The 25710-nt window shown below is 44.9% G+C and carries 23 protein-coding genes; 17 read left to right on the top strand and 6 right to left on the bottom strand.

The annotated features are described in order from the left end of the window. The first annotated feature begins 81 nt into the window (after window positions 1-81). Window positions 82-1800, top strand: a complete 1719-nt coding sequence (locus tag L0659_RS11065; RefSeq protein WP_235126040.1) for a DNA polymerase/3'-5' exonuclease PolX — start codon at window positions 82-84, stop codon at window positions 1798-1800. A 68-nt stretch (window positions 1801-1868) separates the two neighbouring features. Here the strand turns inward: L0659_RS11065 and L0659_RS11070 are convergent, their stop codons facing one another. Continuing rightward, window positions 1869-2801, bottom strand: a complete 933-nt coding sequence (locus L0659_RS11070; RefSeq protein ID WP_235126041.1) for a hydrogen peroxide-inducible genes activator — start codon at window positions 2799-2801, stop codon at window positions 1869-1871. A 131-nt stretch (window positions 2802-2932) separates the two neighbouring features. Then, window positions 2933-3763, bottom strand: coding sequence for a KilA-N domain-containing protein (locus L0659_RS11075; protein WP_235126042.1), 831 nt, complete (start codon window positions 3761-3763; stop codon window positions 2933-2935). 173 nt (window positions 3764-3936) lie between these two features. Between L0659_RS11075 and L0659_RS11080 the strand changes: the two genes are divergently transcribed. From L0659_RS11080 to L0659_RS11095, 4 genes are all read left to right on the top strand, one after another. Further along, window positions 3937-4260: a hypothetical protein gene (locus tag L0659_RS11080; RefSeq protein ID WP_235126044.1), complete on the top strand. Its 324-nt coding sequence runs from the start codon at window positions 3937-3939 to the stop codon at window positions 4258-4260. A gap of 117 nt (window positions 4261-4377) precedes the next feature. Next, window positions 4378-4947: an RNA polymerase sigma-70 factor gene (locus L0659_RS11085; RefSeq protein ID WP_235126046.1), complete on the top strand. Its 570-nt coding sequence runs from the start codon at window positions 4378-4380 to the stop codon at window positions 4945-4947. Between the two features lie 12 nt (window positions 4948-4959). Beyond that, window positions 4960-5952 (top strand): FecR family protein, encoded by a 993-nt coding sequence (locus L0659_RS11090; RefSeq protein ID WP_235126047.1) that lies wholly within the window; start codon window positions 4960-4962, stop codon window positions 5950-5952. Window positions 5953-5967: 15 nt separating this feature from the next. Beyond that, window positions 5968-7788, top strand: a complete 1821-nt coding sequence (locus L0659_RS11095; RefSeq protein WP_235126048.1) for an STN and carboxypeptidase regulatory-like domain-containing protein — start codon at window positions 5968-5970, stop codon at window positions 7786-7788. Window positions 7789-7791: 3 nt separating this feature from the next. Here L0659_RS11095 and L0659_RS11100 read toward each other — a convergent pair whose 3' ends face one another. Both L0659_RS11100 and L0659_RS11105 read right to left on the bottom strand, forming a co-directional pair. Then, window positions 7792-8460 (bottom strand): zeta toxin family protein, encoded by a 669-nt coding sequence (locus L0659_RS11100; protein ID WP_235126049.1) that lies wholly within the window; start codon window positions 8458-8460, stop codon window positions 7792-7794. After that, the gene (locus L0659_RS11105; RefSeq protein ID WP_235126050.1) at window positions 8417-8680 is read right to left on the bottom strand and encodes a hypothetical protein; all 264 of its coding nucleotides are present in this window, start codon (window positions 8678-8680) and stop codon (window positions 8417-8419) included. Before L0659_RS11105 ends, L0659_RS11100 begins: the two co-directional genes overlap by 44 nt. Window positions 8681-8931: 251 nt before the next feature. On the opposite strand from L0659_RS11105, the gene L0659_RS11110 reads away from it, so the two are divergent. The 3 genes from L0659_RS11110 to L0659_RS11115 all read left to right on the top strand — a co-directional run bounded on the left by L0659_RS11110 (window position 8932) and on the right by L0659_RS11115 (window position 10966). Further along, window positions 8932-10032, top strand: a complete 1101-nt coding sequence (locus L0659_RS11110) for a hypothetical protein (protein ID WP_235126051.1) — start codon at window positions 8932-8934, stop codon at window positions 10030-10032. Then, window positions 9929-10333: a hypothetical protein gene (locus L0659_RS26535; RefSeq protein WP_409018951.1), complete on the top strand. Its 405-nt coding sequence runs from the start codon at window positions 9929-9931 to the stop codon at window positions 10331-10333. The genes L0659_RS11110 and L0659_RS26535 overlap by 104 nt, the downstream gene beginning before the upstream one ends. 150 nt (window positions 10334-10483) lie before the next feature. Continuing rightward, a complete protein-coding gene (locus L0659_RS11115) occupies window positions 10484-10966 on the top strand; it encodes a CHRD domain-containing protein (RefSeq protein ID WP_235126052.1) in 483 nt (160 codons plus the stop codon). A gap of 128 nt (window positions 10967-11094) precedes the next feature. On the opposite strand, the gene alaS is transcribed toward L0659_RS11115, so the two are convergent. After that, window positions 11095-13752 carry an alanine--tRNA ligase gene (alaS, locus tag L0659_RS11120; protein ID WP_235126053.1) on the bottom strand — a complete coding sequence of 886 codons (2658 nt, stop codon included), beginning with the start codon at window positions 13750-13752 and terminating at the stop codon, window positions 11095-11097. 286 nt (window positions 13753-14038) lie between these two features. Here alaS and L0659_RS11125 point away from each other — a divergent pair, with 286 nt between their 5' ends. From L0659_RS11125 to L0659_RS11160, 8 genes are all read left to right on the top strand, one after another. Then, window positions 14039-14428: a hypothetical protein gene (locus L0659_RS11125; protein ID WP_235126054.1), complete on the top strand. Its 390-nt coding sequence runs from the start codon at window positions 14039-14041 to the stop codon at window positions 14426-14428. Between the two features lie 474 nt (window positions 14429-14902). Next, window positions 14903-18085, top strand: coding sequence for a SusC/RagA family TonB-linked outer membrane protein (locus L0659_RS11130; RefSeq protein WP_409018953.1), 3183 nt, complete (start codon window positions 14903-14905; stop codon window positions 18083-18085). A 42-nt stretch (window positions 18086-18127) separates the two neighbouring features. Then, the gene (locus L0659_RS11135; protein ID WP_235126056.1) at window positions 18128-19789 is read left to right on the top strand and encodes a RagB/SusD family nutrient uptake outer membrane protein; all 1662 of its coding nucleotides are present in this window, start codon (window positions 18128-18130) and stop codon (window positions 19787-19789) included. A gap of 170 nt (window positions 19790-19959) precedes the next feature. Next, a complete protein-coding gene (locus L0659_RS11140) occupies window positions 19960-21327 on the top strand; it encodes a DUF1080 domain-containing protein (protein WP_235126057.1) in 1368 nt (455 codons plus the stop codon). Window positions 21328-21450: 123 nt separating this feature from the next. Next, on the top strand, window positions 21451-22791 hold the full coding sequence (locus tag L0659_RS11145; protein WP_235126058.1) for a Gfo/Idh/MocA family protein: 1341 nt from the start codon (window positions 21451-21453) through the stop codon (window positions 22789-22791). Between the two features lie 21 nt (window positions 22792-22812). Next, window positions 22813-23850 carry a PmoA family protein gene (locus L0659_RS11150; protein WP_235126846.1) on the top strand — a complete coding sequence of 346 codons (1038 nt, stop codon included), beginning with the start codon at window positions 22813-22815 and terminating at the stop codon, window positions 23848-23850. A gap of 96 nt (window positions 23851-23946) precedes the next feature. After that, entirely contained in the window at window positions 23947-24429 is a 483-nt protein-coding gene (locus L0659_RS11155; protein WP_235126059.1) for a DUF6934 family protein, read from the top strand. Window positions 24430-24461: 32 nt separating this feature from the next. After that, on the top strand, window positions 24462-24617 hold the full coding sequence (locus L0659_RS11160) for a hypothetical protein (protein WP_235126060.1): 156 nt from the start codon (window positions 24462-24464) through the stop codon (window positions 24615-24617). 19 nt (window positions 24618-24636) lie between these two features. Here the strand turns inward: L0659_RS11160 and L0659_RS11165 are convergent, their stop codons facing one another. Beyond that, window positions 24637-25077, bottom strand: coding sequence for a cupin domain-containing protein (locus L0659_RS11165; RefSeq protein WP_235126061.1), 441 nt, complete (start codon window positions 25075-25077; stop codon window positions 24637-24639). 173 nt (window positions 25078-25250) lie between these two features. Here L0659_RS11165 and L0659_RS11170 point away from each other — a divergent pair, with 173 nt between their 5' ends. Beyond that, on the top strand, window positions 25251-25664 hold the full coding sequence (locus L0659_RS11170; protein ID WP_235126062.1) for a Dabb family protein: 414 nt from the start codon (window positions 25251-25253) through the stop codon (window positions 25662-25664). The last annotated feature ends 46 nt before the right edge of the window (window positions 25665-25710 follow it).

Consider the following 25710-nt stretch of genomic DNA (forward strand, 5'->3'; position numbering starts at 1 on the left):
AAAAATGGACTACTTGCGCGATATTTGCAAATGCTGAGACATACTTCGTAATTCGCAAAGAATTCTTTAACCAGAAATAATATGAGCAATCCTGAAATTGTAGAGATCCTGGAATTAACCGCCAAATTGATGGAACTGCACGGTGTAGACCCTTTCAAGATCAAGGGATATTCCATCGCGGCATTTTACCTGGATAAATATAAGGAAGGAGAGCTTCAAAATATGACGGAGCAGGAGCTGACCAAATTGCAGGGAATTGGTAAAAGCACTGCCGGTAAAATTGTTCAAATTGCCAAAACGGGCACATTCCCGGAGCTTGAAGAACTCCTTCGCAACACGCCGCTGGGTGTGATGGAAATGTTTAATATCAAAGGGATAGGGCCTAAGAAAATCGCCGTCCTATGGCAGGAACTCGGCATTGATAACCTGCACGAGCTTGAACTGGCTTGCCTGAATGGTTCCGTTGCCAAGCTGAAAGGTTTTGGCGGCAACATTCAGCAGAAGATCATCGATTCGCTTGCATTCCTGAAAGACCAGGCAGGCAAATTGCGGATGGACAAGGCGGAAGTAATCTCCGAAATGATCGTTAGGGAGCTGAAAAAGAGCTTCGAGCAAGTGGAAGTCGCTGGTGATATCCGGCGCAGGGCGGAGATCGTAGATACGATCAAAATTCTGGTCGGAACGGATTCGCCGGCTTTGTTGCAGACATTTATTGGTGACATAGAAATCCTGGTCCAGGACGAAAAACGGTCGTCGCCTTTTGTGTGGCGCGGGAATGTGCAGGATGTGGCGGTGGATATTGAAATCGTCGCCGCTAAGCCGGAACGTATTGTAAATGAATTATTTATTGAAACCTCGGACGCGTTGCACCTGGGTTACCCGACGGCATCCGGCAGCACAATCTGGCGGCAGGCTTATTATGAAGAGGCAGAGAATGAGGAAGTTATTTATCAAAAAGCAGGGCTGCCATACATTGTCCCGGAAATGCGGGAAGGCGCCAACGAATTCACCTGGGCCGAGACGCATTCTGCGGATCAGCTTATTACTTGGGACGACCTGAAAGGGATTTTACACAACCACAGCACTTATTCTGACGGCCAGCATACATTGGAACAGATGGCACTGTACTGCCGTGAACTGGGTTTTGAATATCTGGGAATCGCCGATCACTCGCAAACTGCCACTTATGCACAAGGTCTGAAAATTGAAGATGTTATCCGCCAGCATGATGAAATTGCAAAACTAAATGCGCGTTTCGCTGCCGAAAATCCGGAAAAGCCATTCAAGATTTTAAAAGGAATAGAATCCGACATCTTAGGCGACGGCTCACTGGATTACCCAACCGAAATCCTGGCGTCGTTCGATTACATTGTCGCATCCGTGCATAGTAACCTCACAATGTCGTTCGAAAAAGCGACCACACGCTTGCTCAAAGCCATCGAAAATCCATATACGACCATTCTGGGCCACCCAACCGGCCGTCTGCTCCTTTCAAGAGAAGGCTATCCGATCGATCACAAAGCCATCATTGACGCGTGTGCAGAACGCCAGGTCGTCATAGAAATCAATGCCTCCCCCTGGCGCCTCGACCTCGACTGGCGCTGGATTTCATACTGCATGGAAAAAGGCGTACTGCTCAGCATCAACCCGGATGCCCATTCAAAGGAAGGCTATTTCGACATGCATTACGGCGTCGCCGTAGCCAGGAAAGGAGGTTTGACGAAGGATATGACGTTTAATGCGTTTGATTTGGGTAGGATGGAGAAGTATTTGAAGAGCAGGTTGGCGCTGATTGTATAACAACTAGCGCTTTCCAAAAACCGAAGCCAAAATCCTAGGAATCTTCTGCATATCATCAATGCTAATTGTCACAAAATCCGTATTTCCCTATTTGACTCAAAAATTTCCTGTGGCAAATATGCGGTTATGCCGGTTTTTAAAGCGTCGATGAGTCTAGATTTCATTTGTTCGCGGTTTACGAGCAAGCAAACTTCACGCGCTGGCTCAGGAAATTGGAAGCTCCGAATGTGCTTTTTTCGCTCCTCGGAAAGCTCCATAACCGCCATTTCGGGTAGAATGGTAATGCCGCCGTTCTTTTCCACCATCCGGATCAATGTTTCGATGCTGCCCGACCGGTAACTAAAACTGCTGCCAAACTGACTATTCCGGCTTAACTCGCAAAGTCGCTGGATCTGCGTGCGAAAGCAATGCCCTTCTTCCAAAAGCCACAGCTCGTTGGGCTCGATATCTGCTGGTAAGATGTATTCTTTGGCATACAAGTCGGTATTTTCCGAAACATATGCGTAAAAGCGTTCCTTATACAACGGAATTTCCTGCAAGCTGCTTTCCTCGGACAGCGACGCAATGATCCCAACATCCAGATTACCCAGTTTTAGTTCACTAATGATGCGTTCCGTGATCATTTCGGAAACGTGCAGTTTGATATCCGGGTAATTGGTAATAAAAGGATTCACAAAATGCGGCAGCAAGTAAGGCGCAATAGTAGGAATGATCCCGATCCTCAATTCGCCCGATAAGTCCCCATTAAAATGTTTGGCGATCTCATTCATCCGCGACGCTTCGCGCAAAATAGTTTTGGCCTGATCAATAATTTTACGGCCAATGCCCGTTGGAACAATAGGTTGTTTGGTCCGGTCAAAAATCTTCACAGATAATTCCTCCTCCAATTTCCGGATCATCATGGAAAGCGTAGGCTGCGTCACATTACAATGTTCCGCAGCCTGGACGAAATGCCGGTAATTATCCACGGCCACAATGTATTCTAACTGTTGAATATTCATTTATATAAACTAACACCCGCACGCCTCGCAGGTCAATAGATTTTGTTTATACAAAAATACAATTTAAATGTTGTTCTCTATGGGCTGAATGGGATTACCTATATCAGTATCTCACTTAATTTATCGAACACTCATTTTAATTTTTTCAAATGCGAAGAATTCAAGAGCGACTGCATTTGGGTAATAGCAATTTGATTCAGTTGAGCTAATCTCTGAGACGCACTAAATCCTTGCTGAATGAGCATCGCATTAATGCTCTCTAAATTTGACAAAATGACTAGTTGCTCAATGGAAGCATGGTCTCGCATATTGCCCGCGATGCCTCGATTTTGGATACGCCATTCTTTTGCAGTCATTCCAAAAAGCGCCATGTTAAGCAGATCAGCTTCACTTGCATATATGGCGGCAAATTGTTCCCTGGTGAGGGATTTTGGGATAAGATTCGCTTTGATCGCATCAGTATGAATGGTATAGTTAACTTTTGCCAGCGTTCTTTGCAAGTTCCAGCTTTGGTTCAACCGAGTGCTTTCATCCAGTTTCAAGCGCTGAAATTCTTTGATCAAATACAGTTTGAATGAAGGAGAGATCCAGGACGCAAATTCAAAGGCAATATCCTTATGCGCAAATGTGCCTCCTCCGTGTCTTCCACTTCTGGAAATTAGGCCAATAGCATCCGTTTTATCGATCCATAGTTTAGGAGATAAAACGAATGAATTGCTTCCCGCATCATTTTTAAACCCCTCGAATTCGAGTAGTTTAAAATCTGGATTATGTAGTTGCTCCCAAAGTCCCATGAATTCAACTGTGAATCTGGTCCTGAGCCAGTTAGAAATAATCTGACCCGCAGATTCCATATTTTTGTGCTTGGCAATGTCAGTCAGTGATATGAAATCACTATCATTAATGTTAATCAGGGCGATCTCCTGGCCTGCTACTTGGATGGATGTGTTTTTTGTTGTCATAGCATTTGATTTAAATGCTATTGAGACGTCAGCTTTTAGAAATGGTAACGGTCGTTAGGAAATTTTTTGGATTAAATCATCATTAAATTCAATTCTTCGATCATCTCTGGCTGGATTTTTTTATTACTTGCTATGATTATGATCCACATTTGTCACACTTTAATCCGATGAAAATGAAAAACTTGAAAGCATTGATCCTGGTTGCATTTATGGCGGTTGCTGCGCCTTCGTTCGCGCAAACCGCAACACCAGCTCAAAAACCAGCGACCACAAAAACAACCGTGTCGACCAAGCAGACCGGGAACGACAAAACAACTATCAAGGTAAAAGCCGACGGAACGCCCGACAAGCGTTACAGCGAAAACAAGAAACTTAAAGCCGACGGCACGCCGGATAAGCGTTACAGTGAAAACAAAAACCTGAAAAAAGACGGCACGCCTGACAAACGTTACAAAAGCAATAAAGCCGACTCGCTAAAAGCGTCTAAAAAGCAATAGATCAAATTACTACCGGAAATACTTTCCGGAAAATTTAGGGTAAGCGCCCGACTGGTTGTCATTCCAATGAACAGCCTGAGTCGGGCGCTTATTTTTTATCAGTAATCAATCAATGCAATGAACGTAGCCATCGCGGATCACGTGACATTTTTAAGCAGGGATCGGGAAGCGGAGTTTGAGAGGGTGTTTAAAGCACATTTTAAGGGCCTCCACGCTTATGCCTGCACCATTCTGCGGGATGATATTATGGCCGAGGAAATGGTGCAAAATGTTTTTTGCCGCCTTTGGGAAAAAACGGACCACATTGAAATCAGAGAATCCGTCAGCGGCTATCTGTATCGCTCGGTTTATCATGAAAGCCTTAATTATATCAAGCATTTGAAAGTCAGGGACGCCTATCAAACGTACGCAATGCACCAAATGGAACACAGCAACAACACATCCCATCCGCTGGAACTGAAAGAGCTTGAACAGCGTCTGGACAAGGCCCTCAAAGAATTACCCGAAAAGTGCAGAACGATTTTCCAGATGAGCCGCTTCGAAGAGCTGAAATACCAGGAAATCGCCGATCGCCTGCAATTGCCATTAAAAACAGTAGAAAATCAAATGGGTAAGGCGCTGCGTCTTCTGCGCCTGAAACTGGTTGATTTCTTGCCCGCATCAATCCTTTTATTTCTCCTCAGCTAATCCGTGTCAGTCATGCATAAAGAACTGAATTACAATATAGACGACCTGCTTGTCAAGGCATTGCTTGACGAGGCGAGCGTCGCAGAACAGATCGAGATTAACCAATGGTTGTCCGATAGTGACGATAACCAGCGGTATTTTGAGCAATTTGAAATGATCTGGAACCAGAGTAAGAATCTGGCGGCAAAAAGCACAATTGATGAAAATGCAGCCTGGGAGCGATTCCGCAAACGGACGCAGAAGGAAAGGCAAGAAATGCCGGTTATCCCGCTTAATGAACCGAAAAAGTCGTTTGCTTTCCGGAGAGTTGCAGCGCTAATCGCCTCAACATTGTGTACAGGCTGGCTTGCGTATTTATTTTTGGGGCAAAATGCAGAGAGTCAGATGCTGACAGTTCGATCAGGAGCGCAAACCGTAACCGATACATTACCCGACGGCTCAATTGTGACTTTGAATAAACAATCAAGTATTTCTTATCCTGCTGAATTCACTGGCAGAAAACGGGAAGTTGCATTGACTGGGGAAGCATTTTTTGAGGTTACGAAAGACAGAGCAAAACCATTTATAATTTCTGTTAACGACATGACAGTGAAGGTTTTGGGGACTAGTTTTAATGTAAAAGATAATGCAAAGAAAACTGAGGTGATCGTAGAAACCGGTTTGGTAGAAGTGACGAAAAACAATGAATTTGTGCGCATTAGTCCGAAACAAAAAGCAACGGTTATCAAAGCCAGTCCCGCATTGGTTAAGGATGAAACGGAAGATGATTTTTACCAATATTACAGGACAAACAAGCTCGTTTGCAACGACACACCTTTGTGGAGACTGGTTGAAATCCTGAATGAAACGTACGCCGCCAACATTATGATAGGAAACGAACGACTGAACAACATGCCTATCAATACAACATTTGATAAAAAATCGCTGGACAGCACATTAAGCCTGATCGGTGAAACATTAACAATAAAAGTTGAGCATAGGGGAGAGCAGATCATTTTGAAATAGGACTTATCTTTCGGAATGAATCAGACTTTTACGCTACTCAATACGATAAAATTCATCATCGTCATGCTAATTATGCCCTGTGCAGCCTACGCACAGGGCATTCTGAATAAAACCGTAACCATATCTGCAAAAAAACAGCCCGTTTCAGAAGTTCTAAAAAACATCAGTGATCAGGGGAAATTTTACTTTTCCTATAACAGCAACATTATCTCCGGTGACAGCTTAGTTACATTAAGTCCTGCAAATCAATCGGTTAAGCAGGTTCTAGATCAGTTATTCGCCAATAAATATCAGTACAGGGAAAAGGGCGATTACCTGATTATCCTTCCTGCGGCAAAGGAAAAAGTGTTCTATATCAGCGGTCATCTTTTTGATCAGGAGACAAATGCGCCCATTGATTATGCCAGCGTTTATTCACGGGAGTTACTGGTTTCAACATTGACGGACGACGCCGGACATTTCAGGATTCGAATTAAGGACCGGAGCTTGCCTTTGAATCTGTCAATCAGTAAAGTAGGCTATGGCGATACTACAATTGTGATCAACCAGGAAAGTGCAGATCTGCGAATTAATATTTTGCAAAAAGCCGTTGACCTGGACCCGCTCATCGTCCGCTATTCCGAAGGCGAATCTACCTGGCTTGGCCGGTTTTTCCTTTCTGCTAAACTTCGGGCACAAAGCCGTAACATTGGCCGGTTCTTCGTTGCATTGCCTTACCAGGCATCATTAACGCCGGGGTTAGGGACGCATGGCAGGATGAGTTCGCAGGTCGTAAATAAATTTTCCCTCAATTTGCTGGGCGGCTATACGGCTGGCGTGAATGGTGCAGAAATAGCAGGAGGCTTCAACATTTCAAAGCAGGATGTGCGTTATGCCCAGATCGCGGGGCTTTTCAATGTCGTATCAGGTGATGTAAAAGGCGCTCAGGTCGCGGGATTTCTGAATCACATTCTTGACTCGCTGAGTGGAGCCCAGGTTTCCGGATTTGCTGGGATTGTGAAGAAAAACGTTCGTGGCGCGCAGGTAAGCGGTTTTTTGAGTCGTTCCGCAGGGCCATTGCATGGTGTGCAGGTCTCGGGTGCAATGAGCATTCTTGGGAGCAAATCGAGCGGCGCGCAGATTTCCGGCGCATACAACCACGCTGCGGAAGATTTCAACGGCGTGCAGGTTGCTGGTGGTGTTAATTTTGTGAAAGGGGATTTGTCAGGCGGTCAGATCACCGGCGGGATTAACATTGTTAAAAATGAGGTGCGCGGGTTTCAGTTGGCGGCCATCAATGTCGCCAAACGCCTCCACGGAACGCAGCTGGGCATTGTTAACATTGCAGACAGTTCTTCAGGATTGAGTCTGGGATTGATCAACATTATTAAAAGAAGCACTTCCAATATTTCTGTTTATGCCAATGAAGTCGCGCCAATTAATGTGGCCTGGAAGATGGGTACGCACAAATTTTACAGCATGCTCATGATCGGCACCACCACGGGCGGACAGAATAAAGTCCTGACATTTGGCGCAGGGATAGGGCGGGAGTTTTTTCCATTCAAAAAGCTTGGCTTCTTCACCGAGCTTCTCAACCAGAACATTTACACCACCAGCTGGGACGAGCTGCCATTCATTTACCGCCTCCAAACGGCCCTCACGTACAAGCTCAATAAACGCCTGATGTTCTTCGCCGGCCCATCATTCACAATATACGACAGCGACGGCTTCCAAACCGAAAATGGCTACAAAACCTTCCCTCCGAAAGGTTACCCAAACTTCAAAATGGGCAACAAAAACATGACGTCCTGGATCGGCTGGCAAGGCGGTTTGAGCTGGCGTTATGGAAGGTTGTAATTGTTAATTCTTGTCGCAATGCATTATTATCTTCATAAGCTCTGGCATATCGTTTTTCATCCACGCCGGCAACTTAGTCTTCCTGATGAAACTGATTTTCGCATTTTCTAATGTCAGAATATGAACGGAATTTATGGAACTGTTATCGATGATAGTGAGCTGATCTATCAGGGATAAATTTTGATCCAGGAACTTGATATTACCATAAAAGTTCTCGTAAATATGGGCGGGCGCAACATAATGTCCGCCCTGCGACACCCTCACAGCAACTCTCTGCAAAGATGTGTTAACATTGTCAAGTGCCAGAAAAGTCATATTAATTTTATATCCTGCTTCTCGGAACTTTCGGATATTTTGCCAGGAGTTTTCTGTGTTGAAATGTCCTTCGTAAGCATAATCCAAATTTCCTGAAATCGCCTTACCAACCTGTTCGGCAAAGATTAATTGAAGTTCATCCTCTGCCAATTCGCGCGCCTGTTTGGCAACTTTAGTCACCTTATAATGCTTGTCCAGCAGGTGATAAAATAATTTATCACCGTCAAAAACAGGAGAGACCGTTGGTTTTGGAATTAAAACATTTGCGTTTGAGGACTTTCCGGCACCGTTTGGGCCAGTGATAACGAAAAGCTCAGGCATACTGAAATGCAGGCAGATCGAGCTTTTTTCGAACACCAGCAATCTCGCCGGTTGTTAATGCTCTTACCTCAACGATCGTTTGCATATCGTCTGCCAGGGTCATTAATTTCATAGAACCGTCAGCAAACTCATAGATGAAGCCCTCGCTAGTAATATTTGAATCTTGAAGCATGAATGGAAATCCCTTCTCAAATGTTTCCAAACGAAGATCCTTCAAATGCCCATTCAAACGCAATTCTTCCGTAGTCATCATCATCTTAATGTTATAGTGTCCCGATTATAACCAAAAATAGCAAAATCAATTATGCCATGAAAGCAGAATCAACCAAAAAGAGTTTTATAAGCTTAATACCGTTCTTAAAACATTTTTCTTTCAAATTTCTAGGGTAAGCCCCTTTCACGTTGTCGGTACTTTGCATACGGCAATGGGACCGGATTGAAGGCCTGCAATTTTGGGTTCCTGAGGGCTGTATGTGTTTAAATGATTTCTTTTTTAAATACATTCCCATGAAAAATTTAAGTTTTTTGGCAGCTAAGGCGCTTTTTACCGGCATATTTTTATTCGGCGTTTCATTTGTTTCTTTTGGTCAAAACGACACTACATCGGTGGTGCATGTTGGATTTATTTATCCGCTGAGTACCAATGGCAAGAACGCTGCTTCCTATACAAACCGTTTTTCACTGCACGCCATAGCGGGACTTTCCAAATCAGAAACAGGTGTGGCGATCTCCGGAGCAGCCAACTTGATCAACCAAGATGCTTCCGGCTTGCAAGTGGCTGGCGCGGTGAACCTGATTTCAAACAATGCAAAAGGAATTCAGATCGCGGGAGGGGCTAACATTATCGGCAACAATGCCGACGGGATCCAGATGGCGGGTTTTGGAAATATTATAAAAAATGAAGCAAAAGGCGCGCAAATCGCCGGTTTTATGAATCTGGCAGGAAGCTCGCAATCAGTGCAAATGGCTGGTTTTGCGAACATTTCGCGCAATGACGCAAAAGGCTTGCAGCTTAGCGGATTTATGAACAAGGGCAAGAATGTGAACGCGCAGGTTGCTGGTTTTGCTAACATTGCAAAGAATGTAAAAGGCATCCAGCTCGCTGGTTTAGTCAACATTGCCGACACCAGCGATTATCCGATCGCCATTTTTAATTTTATCAAAAGCGGTGAAAAATCCATTGCATTAACGGTTGACGAATCCATGACGACCATTGCCTCATTCCGTTCCGGTGGCCGCGTTTTGTATGGGATTGCTGGGGTTGGTTATAACTTGAAAGATAGTAAACATGATTTGTATGCAGTAGAAGCAGGTTTAGGAGCACACATTAAGCTGGCTGATCATGTCAGGCTTAATCTCGAAGCTGTGAGCCATTCACTTTCTAACTTCAAAAAGGCCCATTACTTCAAGAACTCTCTGCGCATTATCCCGGCTTATAAAATTGGTAGCAAACTCGAAATCTTCGCGGGCCCGACCATTAACTACGTGAATTACAAACGGGATAATGATCTTGATCTTGTCAAAAAATACATCTGGAAAAACGACAGTTCGAAAGACTTCCAGGGTGTTCATCTCGGATTCAACACCGGTATTCAGTTTATATTATAATGCGGAATATAATTACAATACGTATATACAAACAGGTGCGGCGCGGATGGCCATCCGGCGAAATAGTGCTGTGGTGTATCTGAATGTACAAAAACAGGGCGTGAACCGATACAATTTCCGTTTCAATCTGCTTGTAAAAGATGCAGCAAAAATGTCTGAAACGGAAATAATGAAATTGTATTATACAGAGTTGGAAAAGAATATCAGGCATCAGCCGGAGTTATGGCTTTGGTCTCATAACCGATGGAAATTTGGTTTTCCTGCAACTTTACCCACAAAAAAGCATATAAATGTTGTATAATTCAGCAAATGGTGTGAGTTAGTCCCCAATTTTCATATTAGATGTAAAATTGTAATCTTTTCATAGTCAGTAGTTTGTAAGCGGATGTTTTGGCAGGAGCAGGTTTTTAATATAAGCAGCCAAACCAATTATTTACGAAAACAAAGCATTATGAGAAAATTAGCATTTTTGGGTGTGTTTTTTATCGCCGCGATGGTAGGATGTAGTGATGACGATGAAGTAACAGACCCGACTCCCGTATTGCCCGAACTGAAAGTGAGCACGACACTTTCCGGGGCAAACGAAGTCCCAGCTAACCCATCAACCGCGACCGGTTCAGTAGATGGTACGTTAGATCAGGAAAGCAGGATTTTAAGCTTGAACATTATGTACAGCGATTCTGCTTCGTCGGACTCCACTTCGACAGATTCCACTTTTACGCCAACAGCATGGCACATTCACAAAGCGCCGGCCGATTCAGCAGGAGCGGTTGTGATTGATTTCGGAACAACTTTTACCTCACCCTTTGCATTTAAAGACACATTAACCGAGGCCCAGGTTGCCGACCTGAAAGCTGGTTTGTATTACGTGAACATTCACTCGGCGAAATATCCTCAGGGAGAAATCAGGGGACAATTGAAAGCTGAGGAGTAATTAGGTTCTTATTATAGTCCTTAAATCAAAAGAGCGACGCCAATTTTGGCATCGCTCTTTTTGTATTCTGTATCTTAAAATCAGGTGTTTAATAACCTAACACCTTAAAAATTAAAACATATTACTGACTAGAAAAGTCCTTTTGCCTTATCCAATGCTGCGTCCAGTCCGCTTGCGTCCGAACCGCCAGCCGTTGCAAAAAATGGCTGACCTCCGCCGCCGCCACGAATTTCTTTCGCAAGGTCTTTCACGATCTTACCCGCATTCAAACCCGTTTCCTGAACAATATTTTCAGCAATAAACACGGAAAGTTGCGGCTTACCAGCGATTTCTGTTCCGAAAACAGCAATCAGGTTCTCGATCTGATCGCGTAATTCATAAGACAATTGTTTCAGGGAGTCAGCGTTTGGCACATCCACTTTCTCAACGATCAGATTGAATGTGCTGTGCTTTTTCATGTTATCGATCAATGTCGTTTTCAGCGACTGGATCTTTTCGTTCTCAAGGGAAACAATCCTTTTTTGCAAAGCATTGCGCTCGTCTAGCAGGCTCTCCACAGCTTTGATCAGATCTGTTGGGTTTTTGAGCAAATCTTCGATTTTGGTCAAAGTTGCTTCTTGCTCGCGCATAATTTCGAGCGCCTTCGCACCCGTAACCGCCTCCACACGCCGTACGCCAGCGGAAACCGATCCTTCGGAAACAAATTTGAAAACACCGATCTGGCCAGTTGACGGAATGTGGGTTCCACCGCAAAGTTCAAAGGAGTAATTCGGGTCGAAAATGATCAGACGAACGAAATCGCCATATTTTTCACCAAATGTTGCCGTTGCACCCTGTTCTAATGCCTGCTTGATCGGCACATTCCTTCTTTCATCCAATGCAATGTCTTCGCGGATCTTTTCATTGACGCGATCTTCAATTTTTTGCAGTTCCTCGTCAGTCACTTTCGTAAAGTGCGAGAAGTCGAACCGGAGCACTTCATCATTAAGATAAGAACCTTTCTGACCTATGTGCGTGCCCAAAACCTCCCGCATCGCCGATAACATCAAGTGCGTGGCCGAGTGGTTTGCCTTGATCTTTTCACGGCGGTCGCTATCGATTTTAGCGACAATGATTCCTGCATTTTGCAATGCATCGTCCAGGTTTTTATCCTGGGAAATATGTACAAAAAGGTCGTTTTCTTTCTTGGTATCAATAATCCGGATCGTCTTTTTGCCATCCGCCAGACCGTTATCCAGGAGCAGGACGCCCGAGTCGCCAACCTGGCCGCCCATTTCAGCATAAAACGGCGTGCGGTCCAGGACAATGTGATATTCCTCGCCCGTTTTCGTTTTTACCTTCCGGTATTTAATGATCTGGCTGTGCGTTTCTTCAAAATCATAACCCAAAAACTCAACGCCATCTGCTTCACGCAACTCAATCCAGTCCGTTGCTTCTTTCGCAGCATCCTGTCTTGACCGGTTTTTTTGTGCGGTTAATGCGTCGTGAAAGCCAAGTTCATCAATCTGAAAGCCTTTTTCCCTTGCAATCAGGGCAGTAAGATCAACCGGGAAACCAAATGTGTCGCTCAATTCAAAAACCTCATCACCAGCAATCGTATTAATGCCTTTTTCTTTTAGTGAATTAACAATGACATCAAGGCGCTTCAAACCGGATTCCAATGTTCTCAAAAAGCTCTTTTCTTCTTCCAGGATCACCCGCGTCACAAATTCTTCCTGCGATTTCAGATCTGTGAATACATCTTTGAACTGATCCGCCAAAACCGCAACCAGCTTGTAGAAAAACGGCTCCTGGAAACCAAGATATGAATAACCATAACGAACCGCGCGACGCAAAATCCGGCGGATCACGTAACCGGCTTTGTTATTGGAAGGCAGCTGACCATCCGTGATCGCAAATGCTACTGCCCGGATATGGTCGGCAATGACGCGCATAGCAATGTCTGCAAATGGCTCATCGCCAGCTCCGTATCTTTTGCCGGATAATGTTTCCAAAACCTGAATTGTGTTTTGAAAAACGTCTGTATCATAATTGGAAGTCTTAGCCTGAACCGCCATACACAAGCGTTCAAAGCCCATTCCCGTATCCACGTGTGTAGCGGGAAGCGGCACCAGTGAGCTGTCGGCTTTGCGCTCAAACTGCATGAAAACCAGGTTCCAGATCTCCACAACCTGGGGATGATCATTATTAACCAGCGATTTTCCGGAGATTTCGGCCACTTCGGAAGCAGGACGCAAATCAATATGAATTTCGGAGCACGGACCGCAAGGGCCTGTGTCGCCCATTTCCCAGAAATTGTCTTTTTTATTTCCTAAAATAATGCGGTCTTCACCCACGATCGGTTTCCAAAGATCCCAGGCTTCCTGGTCAAAAGGAACGCCATCTTTGGAATCGCCCTCAAAAACAGAGACATAAAGCCGGTCTTTCGGAAGTTGGTAAACTTCTGTTAAAAGCTCCCACGCCCAGGTAATTGCCTCTTTTTTGAAATAATCACCAAAAGACCAGTTACCCAGCATTTCGAACATGGTATGGTGATAAGTATCAAATCCAACGTCCTCTAAATCATTGTGTTTTCCTGAAACCCGGAGGCATTTCTGAGTATCTGCAATGCGGCGGGAAGGAGGCGTGCCATTGCCCAGAAAGAAGTCTTTAAACTGCGCCATACCCGAGTTGTTAAACATGAGGGTAGGGTCGTTTTTAGCCACCAAAGGTGCCGAAGGCACAATTAAATGTTGTTTACTCCGAAAAAAATCAAGAAAAGCCTGACGTATTTGATGCGAGGTCATTGGATATATTTTGGTCCTTATAGTCAACAAAACAGGCCGCAAATGTACGGAAAAAATGCGTTTAGTTGCCCGTCAGCCAGCCTCATCTCCGAAATTAGAATTTGGAATAACCGTGATCATCATTTAGTCTTTTAAGAAGCCTTTTTGAGTATAAACCCGCCCGGATTCTCTTATTTATAAAATTCGCTGATCCCGGGCTGTTATTGTTTGTGCGGTCTTTTGCAAATGGATTTTCGATTTTTCTACCAAAGGGAATGTGCCTTTTGGAATTAATAATGTGCTTGAAATGAAACCGTTTTCGGAGTTATCGGCGGAAGAGTTAGCGATGGAAAACCTGTTCATTAGATGGGTCCGGTTTCCTGATGATCCACCTATCCGCACTTTTTGGGAAGGCTGGATGGTGAAATATCCTGCCATGAAAGAGACCGTCGCCAAAGCCAGGGAACTTGTGTTGCTCGCATCCGACTGGAAGCCCGATTCCCTTTCAAATCAGGAGGTTAATTCAATTTGGGGAAGGATCAGGAGTTCATTGGATATCATTACCGAGCGTGATCCCGGACAAGCGGGGGTTGGTACGTTCAAAAAACCAATGGCGTCCAGCAGCATTGTACTCGGCGTTATCTCTATGGCACTCCTCATTCTGCTTGCTTTCTTTTTCTTCTCAATTATCAACTAGCGCCTGCGGCTTCCGGCGTATCTGCATTACCAATATTAGTATAGTGCAAAATTGAATGCATTGCATTTACTCTAACTGCATTATTTATTCAATTGATTTGGTAATATTTTACAATAAAATATTTGATCGTGAATATTCTGGCAACGTTCCCGATAACGTTTGCATAAATAAAAAGCTGCATTTACTTCCGCTTTCAGGCACTTATCACTATTCTCAACTCCACATTTGAAATTGTACTATATGTACAAAAAATGTTGTTATAGGAATTATTCTAAAACGGCATGCAAATGCACGGCAACTTTCTCAACACTTCCATCACCTCTCTTTGATTTGCATTTATGTAACCGAAAGTTTGTAACCGGTCATATACTTTAAAACTTTTTTAATAATAAATATAATTTTTTTAGGGGTAAGTTTAGAAAACTTCGTCCAGCAGTAAGCATTCAGAACTTTATCAATCACCAATCCATGCGTATGAAAAGAAAATTTACCAGTACTGGTCGAGGCGCTTTGCGTCTGACCATGGCAGCGATGATGGTGTCGGGCTTTACAGCCGAGGCATTTTCACTGAACCGGCCTAACGTTACCCACGTTTTTTCCATCGACAAAACTGTTTCCGGAAAAATCACCTCATCAGAAGACAATACACCAATTCCCGGGGTGTCGGTAGTTTTGAAGGGGAGCAGAAGCGGGACGAATACAGATGTAGATGGGAAATTTAAAATTGATGTGCCGGATACTGGCGGAACACTGGTGTTTTCATCGGTGGGTTTTATTACTCAGGAAGTTGCAGTGGGTGCAAAAAGCATCGTCGACATTAAACTGGAAGCGGATATGAAGGCGCTTTCGGAGGTTGTGGTTGTGGGTTATGGAAGCCAGAAAAAGAGCCAGACAACGGGAGCGATCTCGTCTGTTTCGGCCAAGCAGATCAGCGAAATGCCTATTACGAACATTGGCCAGGCGATGCAGGGCCGCGTGGCCGGGGTGGACGTTTCCCAGTCGGGAAGTAAGCCGGGATCTACACCAAAGATCCTGATCCGCGGCCGACGTTCATTCAATGCAGGTAACAATCCATTATATGTGGTGGATGGAATCCCTTTGGCAGGTGACCGGAATGAATTAATGTCGGTTCGGCCTTTTGATTTTGTGTCGGGAGGTTATGAAGATATGAACCCGAATGACGTGGCGTCCATGGAAATCCTGAAAGATGCAACGGCAACTGCGATTTACGGTGCAAGGGGCGCCAACGGTGTTGTGCTGATTACCACGAAAAGAGGGGAGTCAACCAAAGGCAAAACCACGATAAGTTATGATACGTATGTGGGTGTAACGGACGCGCTGGACAAAATCCGTCTTTTCTCAGGACCTGAATTTGCAGAATACATGCGCGAATCACGTCGCGGGATTGCTGCGGGAAGCCTTTACAAAGATGCGAATGGATACCCGGTCCCTACCGGCCAGGTTGATGCCTTTGCAGATTCGAAATTGTTTGAAGCCGTTGAATTGGACGGGATTGCAAAAAACCGCACGACAGATTACCAGGATATGATCCTGCGTCAGGGTTTTCAGCAAAACCATTCAGTGGGTGTGCAGGGTGGAAATGAGAAAACGCAATTCTATATCTCAGGAGGCTTTTTCAGGGATAAGGGGATTTCGGAAGGATTGGATTACACAAGAACTTCCCTGCGAGCAAACATTGACCATAACATTAACAGCCGCGTGAAAGTCGGAATTTCTTCCTACCTGATGTACTCCATCAGAAACGGCAAAGATTTGAACCCATACTCATTTACATTGAACCAAAATCCCCTGGGAAGGGCGTACGATGATGCGGGTAAAATCATTTTTGCACCTACAAACGATGCGTTGCTGACAAACCCGTTGGCGGAAATTGTCCCAGGCGCACAGGTGGACGAACGCAAAAAATACCGCATTTTCAATAGCCTTTACACTGAGGTTAAGATCATTGAAGGTTTGAAATACCGCATTAACTTCGGCCCCGACTTTGCCGTTGAGCGCGGTGGTCGCTTTATTGGCGCACAAACCAATGCAAGAAAAGGCGGAGATCCACAGGCTTCCATATACAATCAGTTCGGTTTTAACTGGACTTTGGAAAACATTGTTACTTATAACAAAACCTTTGCAGCCAAACACAATCTCGGCATCACTGCCCTTCACTCGGTGCAGCGTGAGAATTTCGAAGCCAACACAATTTCAGTTCAGGGTGTACCCGCAGAAACCCAGCAATTTTATAGTGTGGGGAATGCAAATGCTGTGCTGGGTGTCGGTAGTGTGCTAATACCCTGGACTTTGAACTCCTACATGGCGCGGATAAACTATGATTACAACGACAAATATCTGGTGACAGTCACTGCCCGTCGCGATGGGTCCAGCCGTTTCGGTGTAAACACAAAATACGGAACATTCCCCGGGGTTGCCTTGGGTTGGAATATTTCAAATGAGCCTTTCATGAAAAGTGTTTCCTGGCTAGATCTTTTGAAGCTGCGCGTAAGCTACGGATCTGTGGGTAACCAGGGTGTGGCGCCTTATCAAACTCAAGGTTTGCTCGGAAGGACCATTTACTCCTGGGATAACACGCCAGCTTACGGATATCGCCCCAACACGATCGGTAACCCGGATTTAAGATGGGAATCTTCCGCTACCAAAAACGTGGGTATCGATTTCAGTTTCATTAAAGGCCGCGTTCAGGGTTCTCTTGAATTGTATGAAACAAATACAACGGATTTGCTGCTTTCTGATCAGCTGCCTGCCTCTATCGGCTTTAATGCTGTGACGCGTAACGTAGGTGAAACACGTAACCGTGGAATTGAACTGGGCGTTTCCACGATTAACGTCAATGCGAAAAATGGATTTAAATGGACCACAGATTTCCAGTTCACCAAAAATACCGAAGAGATCATTTCGCTTTACAATGGTGCCGTAGATGATTTGGGTAACAAGTGGTTTATCGGTTATCCTTTGTCTGAGTTTTTTGATTACAAAAAAGCAGGAATTTGGCAGACGAACGAAGCGGATGCAGCGAAATCTTACGGAAGCCGTGTGGGACAAATTAAAGTTGCAGACGTGAACGGCCGCAGTGCAGACGGACAGTTGACGGGACAGCCAGATGGAAAAATCAATGCAGATGACCGTCAGAAATTGGGTTCGGATGTGCCGGATTGGAGTGGTGGTATTACCAACCGTTTCAATTTCAAAGGGTTTGACCTTTCATTCTTCATTTATGCAAGACAAGGACAAATGATCATCAGCGGTTTCCACAGGGACAACAATGCATTGGCCGGCCGTTACCAGCAAATGTATGTGGATTACTGGACGCCTAACAATCCAACCAACGAGTTCCCTCAGCCCAACAAAGACCAGGAGTTTCCGGTTAACAATCAGGCAATTATCTATTACGATGGCTCGTTTGTGAAAATCCGAAACATCAACTTCGGTTACACTTTCAGTAACAGCCTGACCAAGAAACTGGGCATGGAGTCGCTTCGCTTGTTTGCAAGTATCCAGCAGCCTAAGATCTGGTCAAAATACCGCTCAAAATACAATGGCGTGGATCCAGAAACGTCGGACACAACCATCGGGTCAGGCGTAACGCCGGCCACGCGCGTATCTACGATCGGCCTTAATGTAAAGTTCTGAGCATGATGAGAGGTTTGTTAACATCATTTAATATTGACGAAAATGACATTTAAATACATCAAAAAATCATACAAATATATTGGCTTAATGGCACTGATGCTCATGGGCCAGTCGTGCAGCGACCTGCTGGAAGAAAAAGTTATTTCAAGCATTGGCAATGACTACATTAATACGCCAAAAGGCTTTGAAGATGCCGCGAAATCAGCTTATTCCTCCCTGCGAAACTATTATGGAACGCAGCAGGGCCTTACCATTACTGAATTCGGCACAGACCTTTATGCGACAGGCGCCGATGGCGGGTACAAAGGTTTCCACTTTTACGATGCGCAGTTGCAGCCTACAGTGGATTACCTGGCGACGATCTGGGACGAAACTTACCGCGGGATTAATGTATGTAATGCCGTCATTGAACGTGCACCTGAGGCAACTGTTACGGACGCCATCAAAAAAGCGCGCGTTGCTGAAATGAAGTTTTTACGTGCTCATTATTATTTCCTTTTAATGCAGCAATATGGCGGCGTGGACCTGAGGTTAACAGAAACCATTTTGCCAACCAAGAAAACTTCCCGCGCACCGGAATCGGAGATTTACAAAACCATTATTTCTGACCTGGAATCTGCATTACCGGACCTTGAAGCCAAATCAAAAGCAACAGATTACGGACGGGCAACGAAGCCTGCGGCGGAACATTTGTTGGCTATGGTTTATCTGGCAAAAGGCAATTCCACTTCGAAAGCAGCAGATGATTATTCCAAAGCGGCAACTTATGCTTCCAATGTGATCAACAATTACACATTCAAACTGTTACCCGATTTTGCGAGTGTTTTTGACCAGGGAAATCAGATTCATGATGAAGTTGTTTTCGCTGTCCAGTATACCATGGATCCACTGACAAACAGCACTGGAAACAGCTTGCACCTTTATTTTGGAATGCAGTATGATGTGCAGGCAGGAATGGTCCGGGATATTTTGAATGGTCGTCCTTTCAAACGCATGCGTCCGACGAAATACTGTCTTGAAACTGTGTTTGCGGATCGTGTAAATGATTCACGTTATAAAAAGACATTCAAAGACACGTGGATAGCAAACAACCCGGGTAAGTTTACCAACGTATTTGACAACTCAAAAACAGAGGTCACATTCAAAGCAGGCGATACAGCGATCTTCATTCCGGGTTATGAAATGCCTTTGGCTGAACGCGCTAAAAAGCCCTATCAGGTGTTGGTACCAAGCCGTTATGATGAAGCACTGTTCCCGACAAACAGAAAGTTCCTCGATCCGCTTCGTCCGGACCGTACTTACGAACCGGGAAGTCGCGATTATATGTGTTTCCGGTTGGCAGACACTTACTTGTTACTTGCTGAGGCACAATTGCTTACTGGCAAGGTGAAAGAAGCGACTGAGGCTATTAATATGGTGCGTCGCCGGGCTGCATTCCCTGGAAAAGCGGCTGCTATGGAGATTAAGCAGGCGGATATGAACATGGAAATGCTGATGGAGGAGCGTGGACGTGAGTTGCTTGGTGAGCAAATTCGCTGGATGGACCTGAAACGCTGGGGTAACCTGGTTGAAAGGGTTCAGAACTACAACCCGCAAGCAGCTCCGAACGTAAAAGCGATACACTTGCTGCGTCCGATCCCGCAAACACAGATCGACAGAACGGAGGGCGGTGCAGCAGCATTCCCTCAGAATCCGGGTTACTAACTTTAAAGCAGCTATAAAATGCGCATTCCCATCACGCAAAAAGTCCTTGTGTGGTGGGAATGTACGTTTTGTAAGGGTAATGTGAGTAAAATGTCGTTATATTGATGATGTACGGAAGTCCAATTGAGTCCGTTACCAAGGTCATTTATCAAACAGAGTTCCTTTTTAAAATGAAAAAACAAAGATTACCGCTGACCATTCTGCTTCTTTTGGTCACCCTGACATTAGCGAATGCGCAAAAATCGAAAGACGGATGGGAGAACCTTTTCAACGGAAAAGACCTCACCGGCTGGAAACAATTGAATGGAAAAGCTAAATATGAAGTAAAAGACGGCGCCATCGTTGGAACCTCTGTCACCGATACGCCCAACTCTTTCCTGACAACGGAGAAGGATTACGGTGATTTTATTTTTGAATGTGATGTAAAAGTGGATAATAAACTGAATTCCGGAATTCAGATCAGAAGTTTGTCAAAGCCAGAATATCAGAACGGCCGCGTGCATGGTTACCAGGTTGAGATCGATCCGAGCGACCGAGCTTACTCAGCCGGACTGTATGACGAAGCACGCCGCGGCTGGCTTTATCCGCTGGACCTGAACCCGGAAGCTAAAAAAGCATTCAAGAAAGACGCATGGAACAAATGCCGCATTGAAGCCATCGGAACGTCCATCCGAACATTCCTGAACGGCGTGCCCGTTGCGCACGTGATTGATGATATGACGCCGAGCGGATTTATCTGTCTGCAAGTGCATGCCGTCGGCAGCAAAGACCTTGAAGGAACGCAGGTAAGCTGGAAAAATGTGCGGATCAAGACGACGAATCTGAAACCAAGTCCGGCTGCCACCATTCGCATTGTAAACCTGATCCCTAACTCCCTGAATGACGCTGAAAAAGCACAGGGTTATTCCTTACTATATGATGGAAAATCAGCTGATCAATGGCGTTCATATGGTGGAACTGAATTTCCTTCCAAACGTTGGAATTACGCCGATGGGACCATTACAATCTCAGAATCAGACGGTTCTGAAACTGGAAATGACATTGTGACCAAGAAATTATACGGGCCTGCATTTGAATTTGAATTTGATTTTAAACTTACCGAAGGCGCTAATAGTGGTGTAAAATACTTTGTAGATCGGAAATTCAGCTCGGGTGGAAAATCGGGCATTGGCTGTGAATATCAGGTGCTTGACGATGAAAAACATCCGGATGCAAAACTGGGTAAAAACGGAAACCGCACCATTGCCTCTTTCTACGATGTGATCCCTGCTGACAGGCCGAAAAACGCTGTCAAGAAGATCGGCGAGTGGCACCAGGGACGGATCGTCGTTCAGAAAGACGGAACAGTTCAGCACTTTTTGAATGGATATAAAGTGGTGGAATATGTGCGTGGTTCGCAGCAATTCAAAGATTTTGTAGCGGAATCCAAGTATAAAGGCTTCGAAGGATTTGGCCTTTCTCAGCAGGGCAATTTGCTTTTGCAGGATCACGGGGACAATGTTTCATTCCGTAGCTTGAAAGTGAAGGAGATAAAATAATGTGCTCCGGTTCAAAAAAGAACATTTTTTAGAGTAGATAAAAGTCCAGAGGTTTTTTACAACTGATTGCCCGCCAAACTCGCGGCACATTAACTGAAAATTAACTTTTTTAAGATCAATATCATGACAAGCAGAAGGGATTTTATAAAAAATGCAGCGCTGGCTTCGGCGGGTGTTGCTGTTGGTTCAAATGCTTTTAGCGCAGCAAGTTACCGGAAAATTTTGGGCGCGAATGACCGCGTACGTGTAGGGATTATTGGTTTTTCCGATCGTTTCCGCAGCTCGCTGGCCCCCAGCTTTTCTGATCATGCAAAAGAATTGAACTTTGAGTTTATGGGCGTATCCGATCTCTGGAACCGCCGCCGTGACGAAGCTGAGGCATTTATGAAAGGGAAGCCTTACGCGTCTGCCGAATTTGCAAAAGCACGAAATAATGAAGAATTGCTGGGCCGTAAGGATGTAGATGCTGTGATTATCAGCACGGCAGATTTTCAGCACGCATTGCATTGCGCAGAAGCTGTGAAATCGGGTCGTGATGTGTATGTGGAGAAACCATTTGCCGAGACATTGGAAGATGCAAAAGTTGCTTTGAAAGCGGTTGAAGCTTCGAAACAAATCGTTCAGGTTGGTTCTCAGCGTCGCAGTGCACCCAACTATTGGGCTGCTTATGAATACATTAAATCGGGCAAATTCGGGGACATTACCACGGTTGAAATGACCTGGAATGTGAACCAGCCGGGTCGTTGGAGACGCAAGGAGCTGGTTTCTCAGATCAGAAAAGAAGATACAGATTGGGACCGTTTCTTAATGAACCGTCCAAAAGTGGCCTGGAACCCAAGATTCTATCTGGAATTCCGTTTGTTTTACCCATATTCTTCCGGTATACCGGGACAATGGATGGCGCACCAAATTGACACAGTGCACTGGTTCTCAGGACTTGACGCGCCAAGAAATGTTGTGGCAAATGGCGGCGTTTATACCTGGAAGGATGGCCGTACAAATGTGGATACTTTCAGCGCCGCTTTCGAATACGGGCCTTTTGATAACAAAGAAAAAGGCTTCCAGGTGATCTATTCATCCCGTTTCAATAACGAAGCTGGCGGCGTGAAGGAATACTATTACTCGAATGGTGGAATGATCAATCTTGACACGAACAAGATTACTCCCGAAGGTGGTTTGAAAGCAAAAGATGCCAAAGGAATGGGAATGGAAGCAAACCTGCTGACGGAAATGTCGCTGAAAGCAGGTGATAAAATTGCGACAGACGCAAACACCGGCGGAGATCCGATGACGTCGCTGCACATGCGCAACTGGATGGAATGTATCCGCAGCCGTAAAGAAAGCAATGCGCCGGCGCGTGTTGGTTTCAATCACTCGGTAGCGAACATTATGGCAACGCAGGCACTTCATACAGGCAAGCGCGTGAGCTGGGATCCGAAGAAGAAAGACATTGTTTTAAGCTAACCGACATTGAACGTGAATGTTATAACGAAGGGCATTGCGGCAACCGCATTTTCTGTATTTGCAGCAGGCGGATTGGTGCAAGCTCAAAAAGTGGATCTGGTTAATAATGAGAAGGAAAAGAAAGTTGAAGTCAAAATCGACGGCAAAGCTTTCACTTCTTATTTCTATCCGGGTGAAGTTAAATTGAAAAAAGCGGTGCTTTATCCGGTACAAACGGCCAAAGGAACGCTCATTACAAGAGGCTGGCCGCTTGATCCGAGACCGGGGGAGCGTGTTGACCATCCGCACCACGTAGGGATCTGGCTTAATTATGAGGATGTGAATGGCAACGATTACTGGAACAATTCCGATGCCGTTGACCACGCAAAACGCGCTTACGGAACCATCATCCACACCGGAATCAAATCCATGAAAAGTGGAAAAGACAAAGGTGAGTTGACGGTAACAGCCGATTGGAAAGATAAAAACGGCGTACTCACATTGAAGGAAACCACGACCTATCATTTCAGCGGCAAAGGCGACCAGCGCATCATCGACCGTTCCACAACATTAACCGCCGTGCTGGACACAGTGGCCATGCCCGACATTAAGGACGGAATGTTCGCCATCCGTGTCGCGCGCGAACTGGAATTGCCTTCCAACAAACCGGAAATCTTCACCGATGCAAGCGGTATAGCAACGAAAGTTCCTGTCATGAACAATGAAGGAATCAGCGGAAATTACCGCAACAGCAACGGTGTAGAAGGAGAGGATGTTTGGGGCAAGCGCGCCATCTGGTGCAACCTCACAGGAAAGATCAAAGACGAGAACATCAGCGTCGCTATGATCGATCACCCGAAAAACGTAGGTTACCCAGCATACTGGCACGCCCGCGGCTACGGTCTTTTCGCAGTAAATCCATTAGGGATGAAAGCCCTGAGCAACGGAAAAGAAACGCTGAATTTCAAACTAAAAAAAGGCGAATCCACTACATTCCGCTATCGCCTGGTAATCGCTTCCGAACACTTGAAGGACGAGGCTATCAACGCCATAGCAGCAGATTATGCGAAGACGAAGTAGTATAGTCCATTAATTTATTCTTGCCAAAAAAGGCGTCGCAGTATTCTGTGGCGCTTTTTTGGTATTATTGTGGCTCATTACACACTATGATTTTTTATGAAGGTTGAGAATTATCAAGTCGAGAGGCTAACTGCGCGTATCTATCAGTTCCATAGCGATGGTGTTCGTGGGAACATTGAAATGATAATTATTTTTACGCCGCTACGCGACAATGCTTACAATCTAGGATTTGGTGTTTGGAATGAGTTACTCGAGAAAGTCGATGATTCCATTGAAACGCGTAATGGTGACACGGACAAGATTCTTGGAACTGTAGCTCATACAACTCTGAATTTTCTTAGTGAAATTCCCGAAGCTAATATTTACGCGACTGGCAGCTGCCCAATGCGAACCCGGAAATACCAAATGGGTATCAACAAACATTTAAGGGATTTAAAAGAAACTTACAAAGTGCAGGGTTTGGTATTGGACATACATTCTCCCGATGCACGTATCGGAGCTATTCCCGACTGGCAGGGTGAATGGCAAAATTTAGAACCAGGAGTGAATTACGACGCTTTTTTGCTATCCCTCAAATGATTTTATATTTTTACTTAAAAAAAGTAATAACTATGGACACAACACTTGAAAAAACAAAAGACGCCGAGGTAGAAAAGGCACTTGCAAGAAAAATCGAAATAATTACTGCCCACTTCGAGAAGAAATCAGAAAAGATGCGGGCACTTTTGGAAGCTTACCCTGTCCCTGAAAAATTGTTAAAGAAGTAGTAATCCGATAATCACCTAGTTACTTCCCCATCCCAGCCGAATGCCAGCTGAACACGTGATATGTCGTGGGTGTGGTGCCTACGTTTTTGATTGAGTGCATTTGGTTTGAAGCTTGAAAAATGACGGAGCCGGGGCCTACTTGCTTCATTTTGCCGTTGACCAGCGCTTCTACGGTCCCTTCTTTAATGATAATGATTTCTTCTTCTGGGTGTTTGTGCGGCGGGTGCGAGCTGTCGCCGGGATTCAATGTTGTGATATGACATTCCAGCTCTTTCAATGTGGCTGTTTGTGAGCGGAACACAGTTCTTACGGCCCCGGTTTTAGTGGTTTTTGATTCCATATCGTTCCAGTCAAAGATGGATGAGTCGAGGATGGCTTTGGGAGAAGCAGCGAATATGCAGGTTACCGTGACGCAGGCTGTGAAGGCAGCAATGCCCAAATCTCTTTTCGTAATGTACATGATGTAAGCAGGTTTAGTAATGTTTAACTTAAAGACCGCCATTTTTGCATCTTACCATGAACGTCTGGTTTGAAAAGATTAGAAAGAAGTCGTATTCTTGGTGTTGATTAACATTGGAATCAAAAACTTTTATAAATCCTTCCCGATCAGAACTGGGATACTTGCTTAATAATATGGAAGACAAATCAAGACGGAAGTTCTTGCAAAATGCCGGACTGGCCACGATCGCTTCAATTTCCCCGCTGGCGGCTGAGCCGGAAAAAGTGAAGGAATTATTTATCCATCACGTGTATTTTTACCTGAAAGACCCTCATAACGCGCAGGATGAGGCGAAATTATTGGAAGGGTTGAACAAGCTGGCAAAAGTGCCGACAATACAATATGTGCACATTGGAAAGCCTGCCGAAACAAACCGGTCGGTGATTGTAAGGGACTACACCTTTTCATGGATGTGTTTTTTCAAAAATATAATTGAAGAAGAAATTTACCAGACCCACCCGATACACCTTGAATTTGTTAAGGATTATGCCCATTTATGGGAAAAAGTGGTGGTTTACGATTCCGTAGGACCTAAGAAAGTTGGGTAAAGCCAAAGATCAGGCATCGGTACAAACACTGCTCTGATCCAGGCGA

The sequence above is a fragment of the Dyadobacter sp. CY347 genome (genome assembly GCF_021502655.1).
Lineage (GTDB): Bacteria > Bacteroidota > Bacteroidia > Cytophagales > Spirosomataceae > Dyadobacter.

Bases quoted from the DNA above. Each gene is read 5' to 3' on its own strand.
- L0659_RS11155 (WP_235126059.1), top strand. From the start codon at position 23,947: ATGAAGGTTGAGAATTATCAAGTCGAGAGGCTAACTGCGCGTATCTAT.
- L0659_RS11160 (WP_235126060.1), top strand. From the start codon at position 24,462: ATGGACACAACACTTGAAAAAACAAAAGACGCCGAGGTAGAAAAGGCA.
- L0659_RS11115 (WP_235126052.1), top strand. From the start codon at position 10,484: ATGAGAAAATTAGCATTTTTGGGTGTGTTTTTTATCGCCGCGATGGTA.
- L0659_RS11075 (WP_235126042.1), bottom strand. From the start codon at position 3,763: ATGACAACAAAAAACACATCCATCCAAGTAGCAGGCCAGGAGATCGCC.
- L0659_RS11070 (WP_235126041.1), bottom strand. From the start codon at position 2,801: ATGAATATTCAACAGTTAGAATACATTGTGGCCGTGGATAATTACCGG.
- L0659_RS11110 (WP_235126051.1), top strand. From the start codon at position 8,932: ATGAAAAATTTAAGTTTTTTGGCAGCTAAGGCGCTTTTTACCGGCATA.
- L0659_RS11080 (WP_235126044.1), top strand. From the start codon at position 3,937: ATGAAAAACTTGAAAGCATTGATCCTGGTTGCATTTATGGCGGTTGCT.
- L0659_RS26535 (WP_409018951.1), top strand. From the start codon at position 9,929: ATGATCTTGATCTTGTCAAAAAATACATCTGGAAAAACGACAGTTCGA.
- alaS (WP_235126053.1), bottom strand. From the start codon at position 13,752: ATGACCTCGCATCAAATACGTCAGGCTTTTCTTGATTTTTTTCGGAGT.
- L0659_RS11140 (WP_235126057.1), top strand. From the start codon at position 19,960: ATGAAAAAACAAAGATTACCGCTGACCATTCTGCTTCTTTTGGTCACC.
- L0659_RS11130 (WP_409018953.1), top strand. From the start codon at position 14,903: ATGAAAAGAAAATTTACCAGTACTGGTCGAGGCGCTTTGCGTCTGACC.
- L0659_RS11085 (WP_235126046.1), top strand. From the start codon at position 4,378: ATGAACGTAGCCATCGCGGATCACGTGACATTTTTAAGCAGGGATCGG.
- L0659_RS11095 (WP_235126048.1), top strand. From the start codon at position 5,968: ATGAATCAGACTTTTACGCTACTCAATACGATAAAATTCATCATCGTC.
- L0659_RS11170 (WP_235126062.1), top strand. From the start codon at position 25,251: ATGGAAGACAAATCAAGACGGAAGTTCTTGCAAAATGCCGGACTGGCC.
- L0659_RS11165 (WP_235126061.1), bottom strand. From the start codon at position 25,077: ATGTACATTACGAAAAGAGATTTGGGCATTGCTGCCTTCACAGCCTGC.
- L0659_RS11125 (WP_235126054.1), top strand. From the start codon at position 14,039: ATGAAACCGTTTTCGGAGTTATCGGCGGAAGAGTTAGCGATGGAAAAC.
- L0659_RS11090 (WP_235126047.1), top strand. From the start codon at position 4,960: ATGCATAAAGAACTGAATTACAATATAGACGACCTGCTTGTCAAGGCA.
- L0659_RS11135 (WP_235126056.1), top strand. From the start codon at position 18,128: ATGACATTTAAATACATCAAAAAATCATACAAATATATTGGCTTAATG.
- L0659_RS11145 (WP_235126058.1), top strand. From the start codon at position 21,451: ATGACAAGCAGAAGGGATTTTATAAAAAATGCAGCGCTGGCTTCGGCG.
- L0659_RS11105 (WP_235126050.1), bottom strand. From the start codon at position 8,680: ATGATGATGACTACGGAAGAATTGCGTTTGAATGGGCATTTGAAGGAT.
- L0659_RS11065 (WP_235126040.1), top strand. From the start codon at position 82: ATGAGCAATCCTGAAATTGTAGAGATCCTGGAATTAACCGCCAAATTG.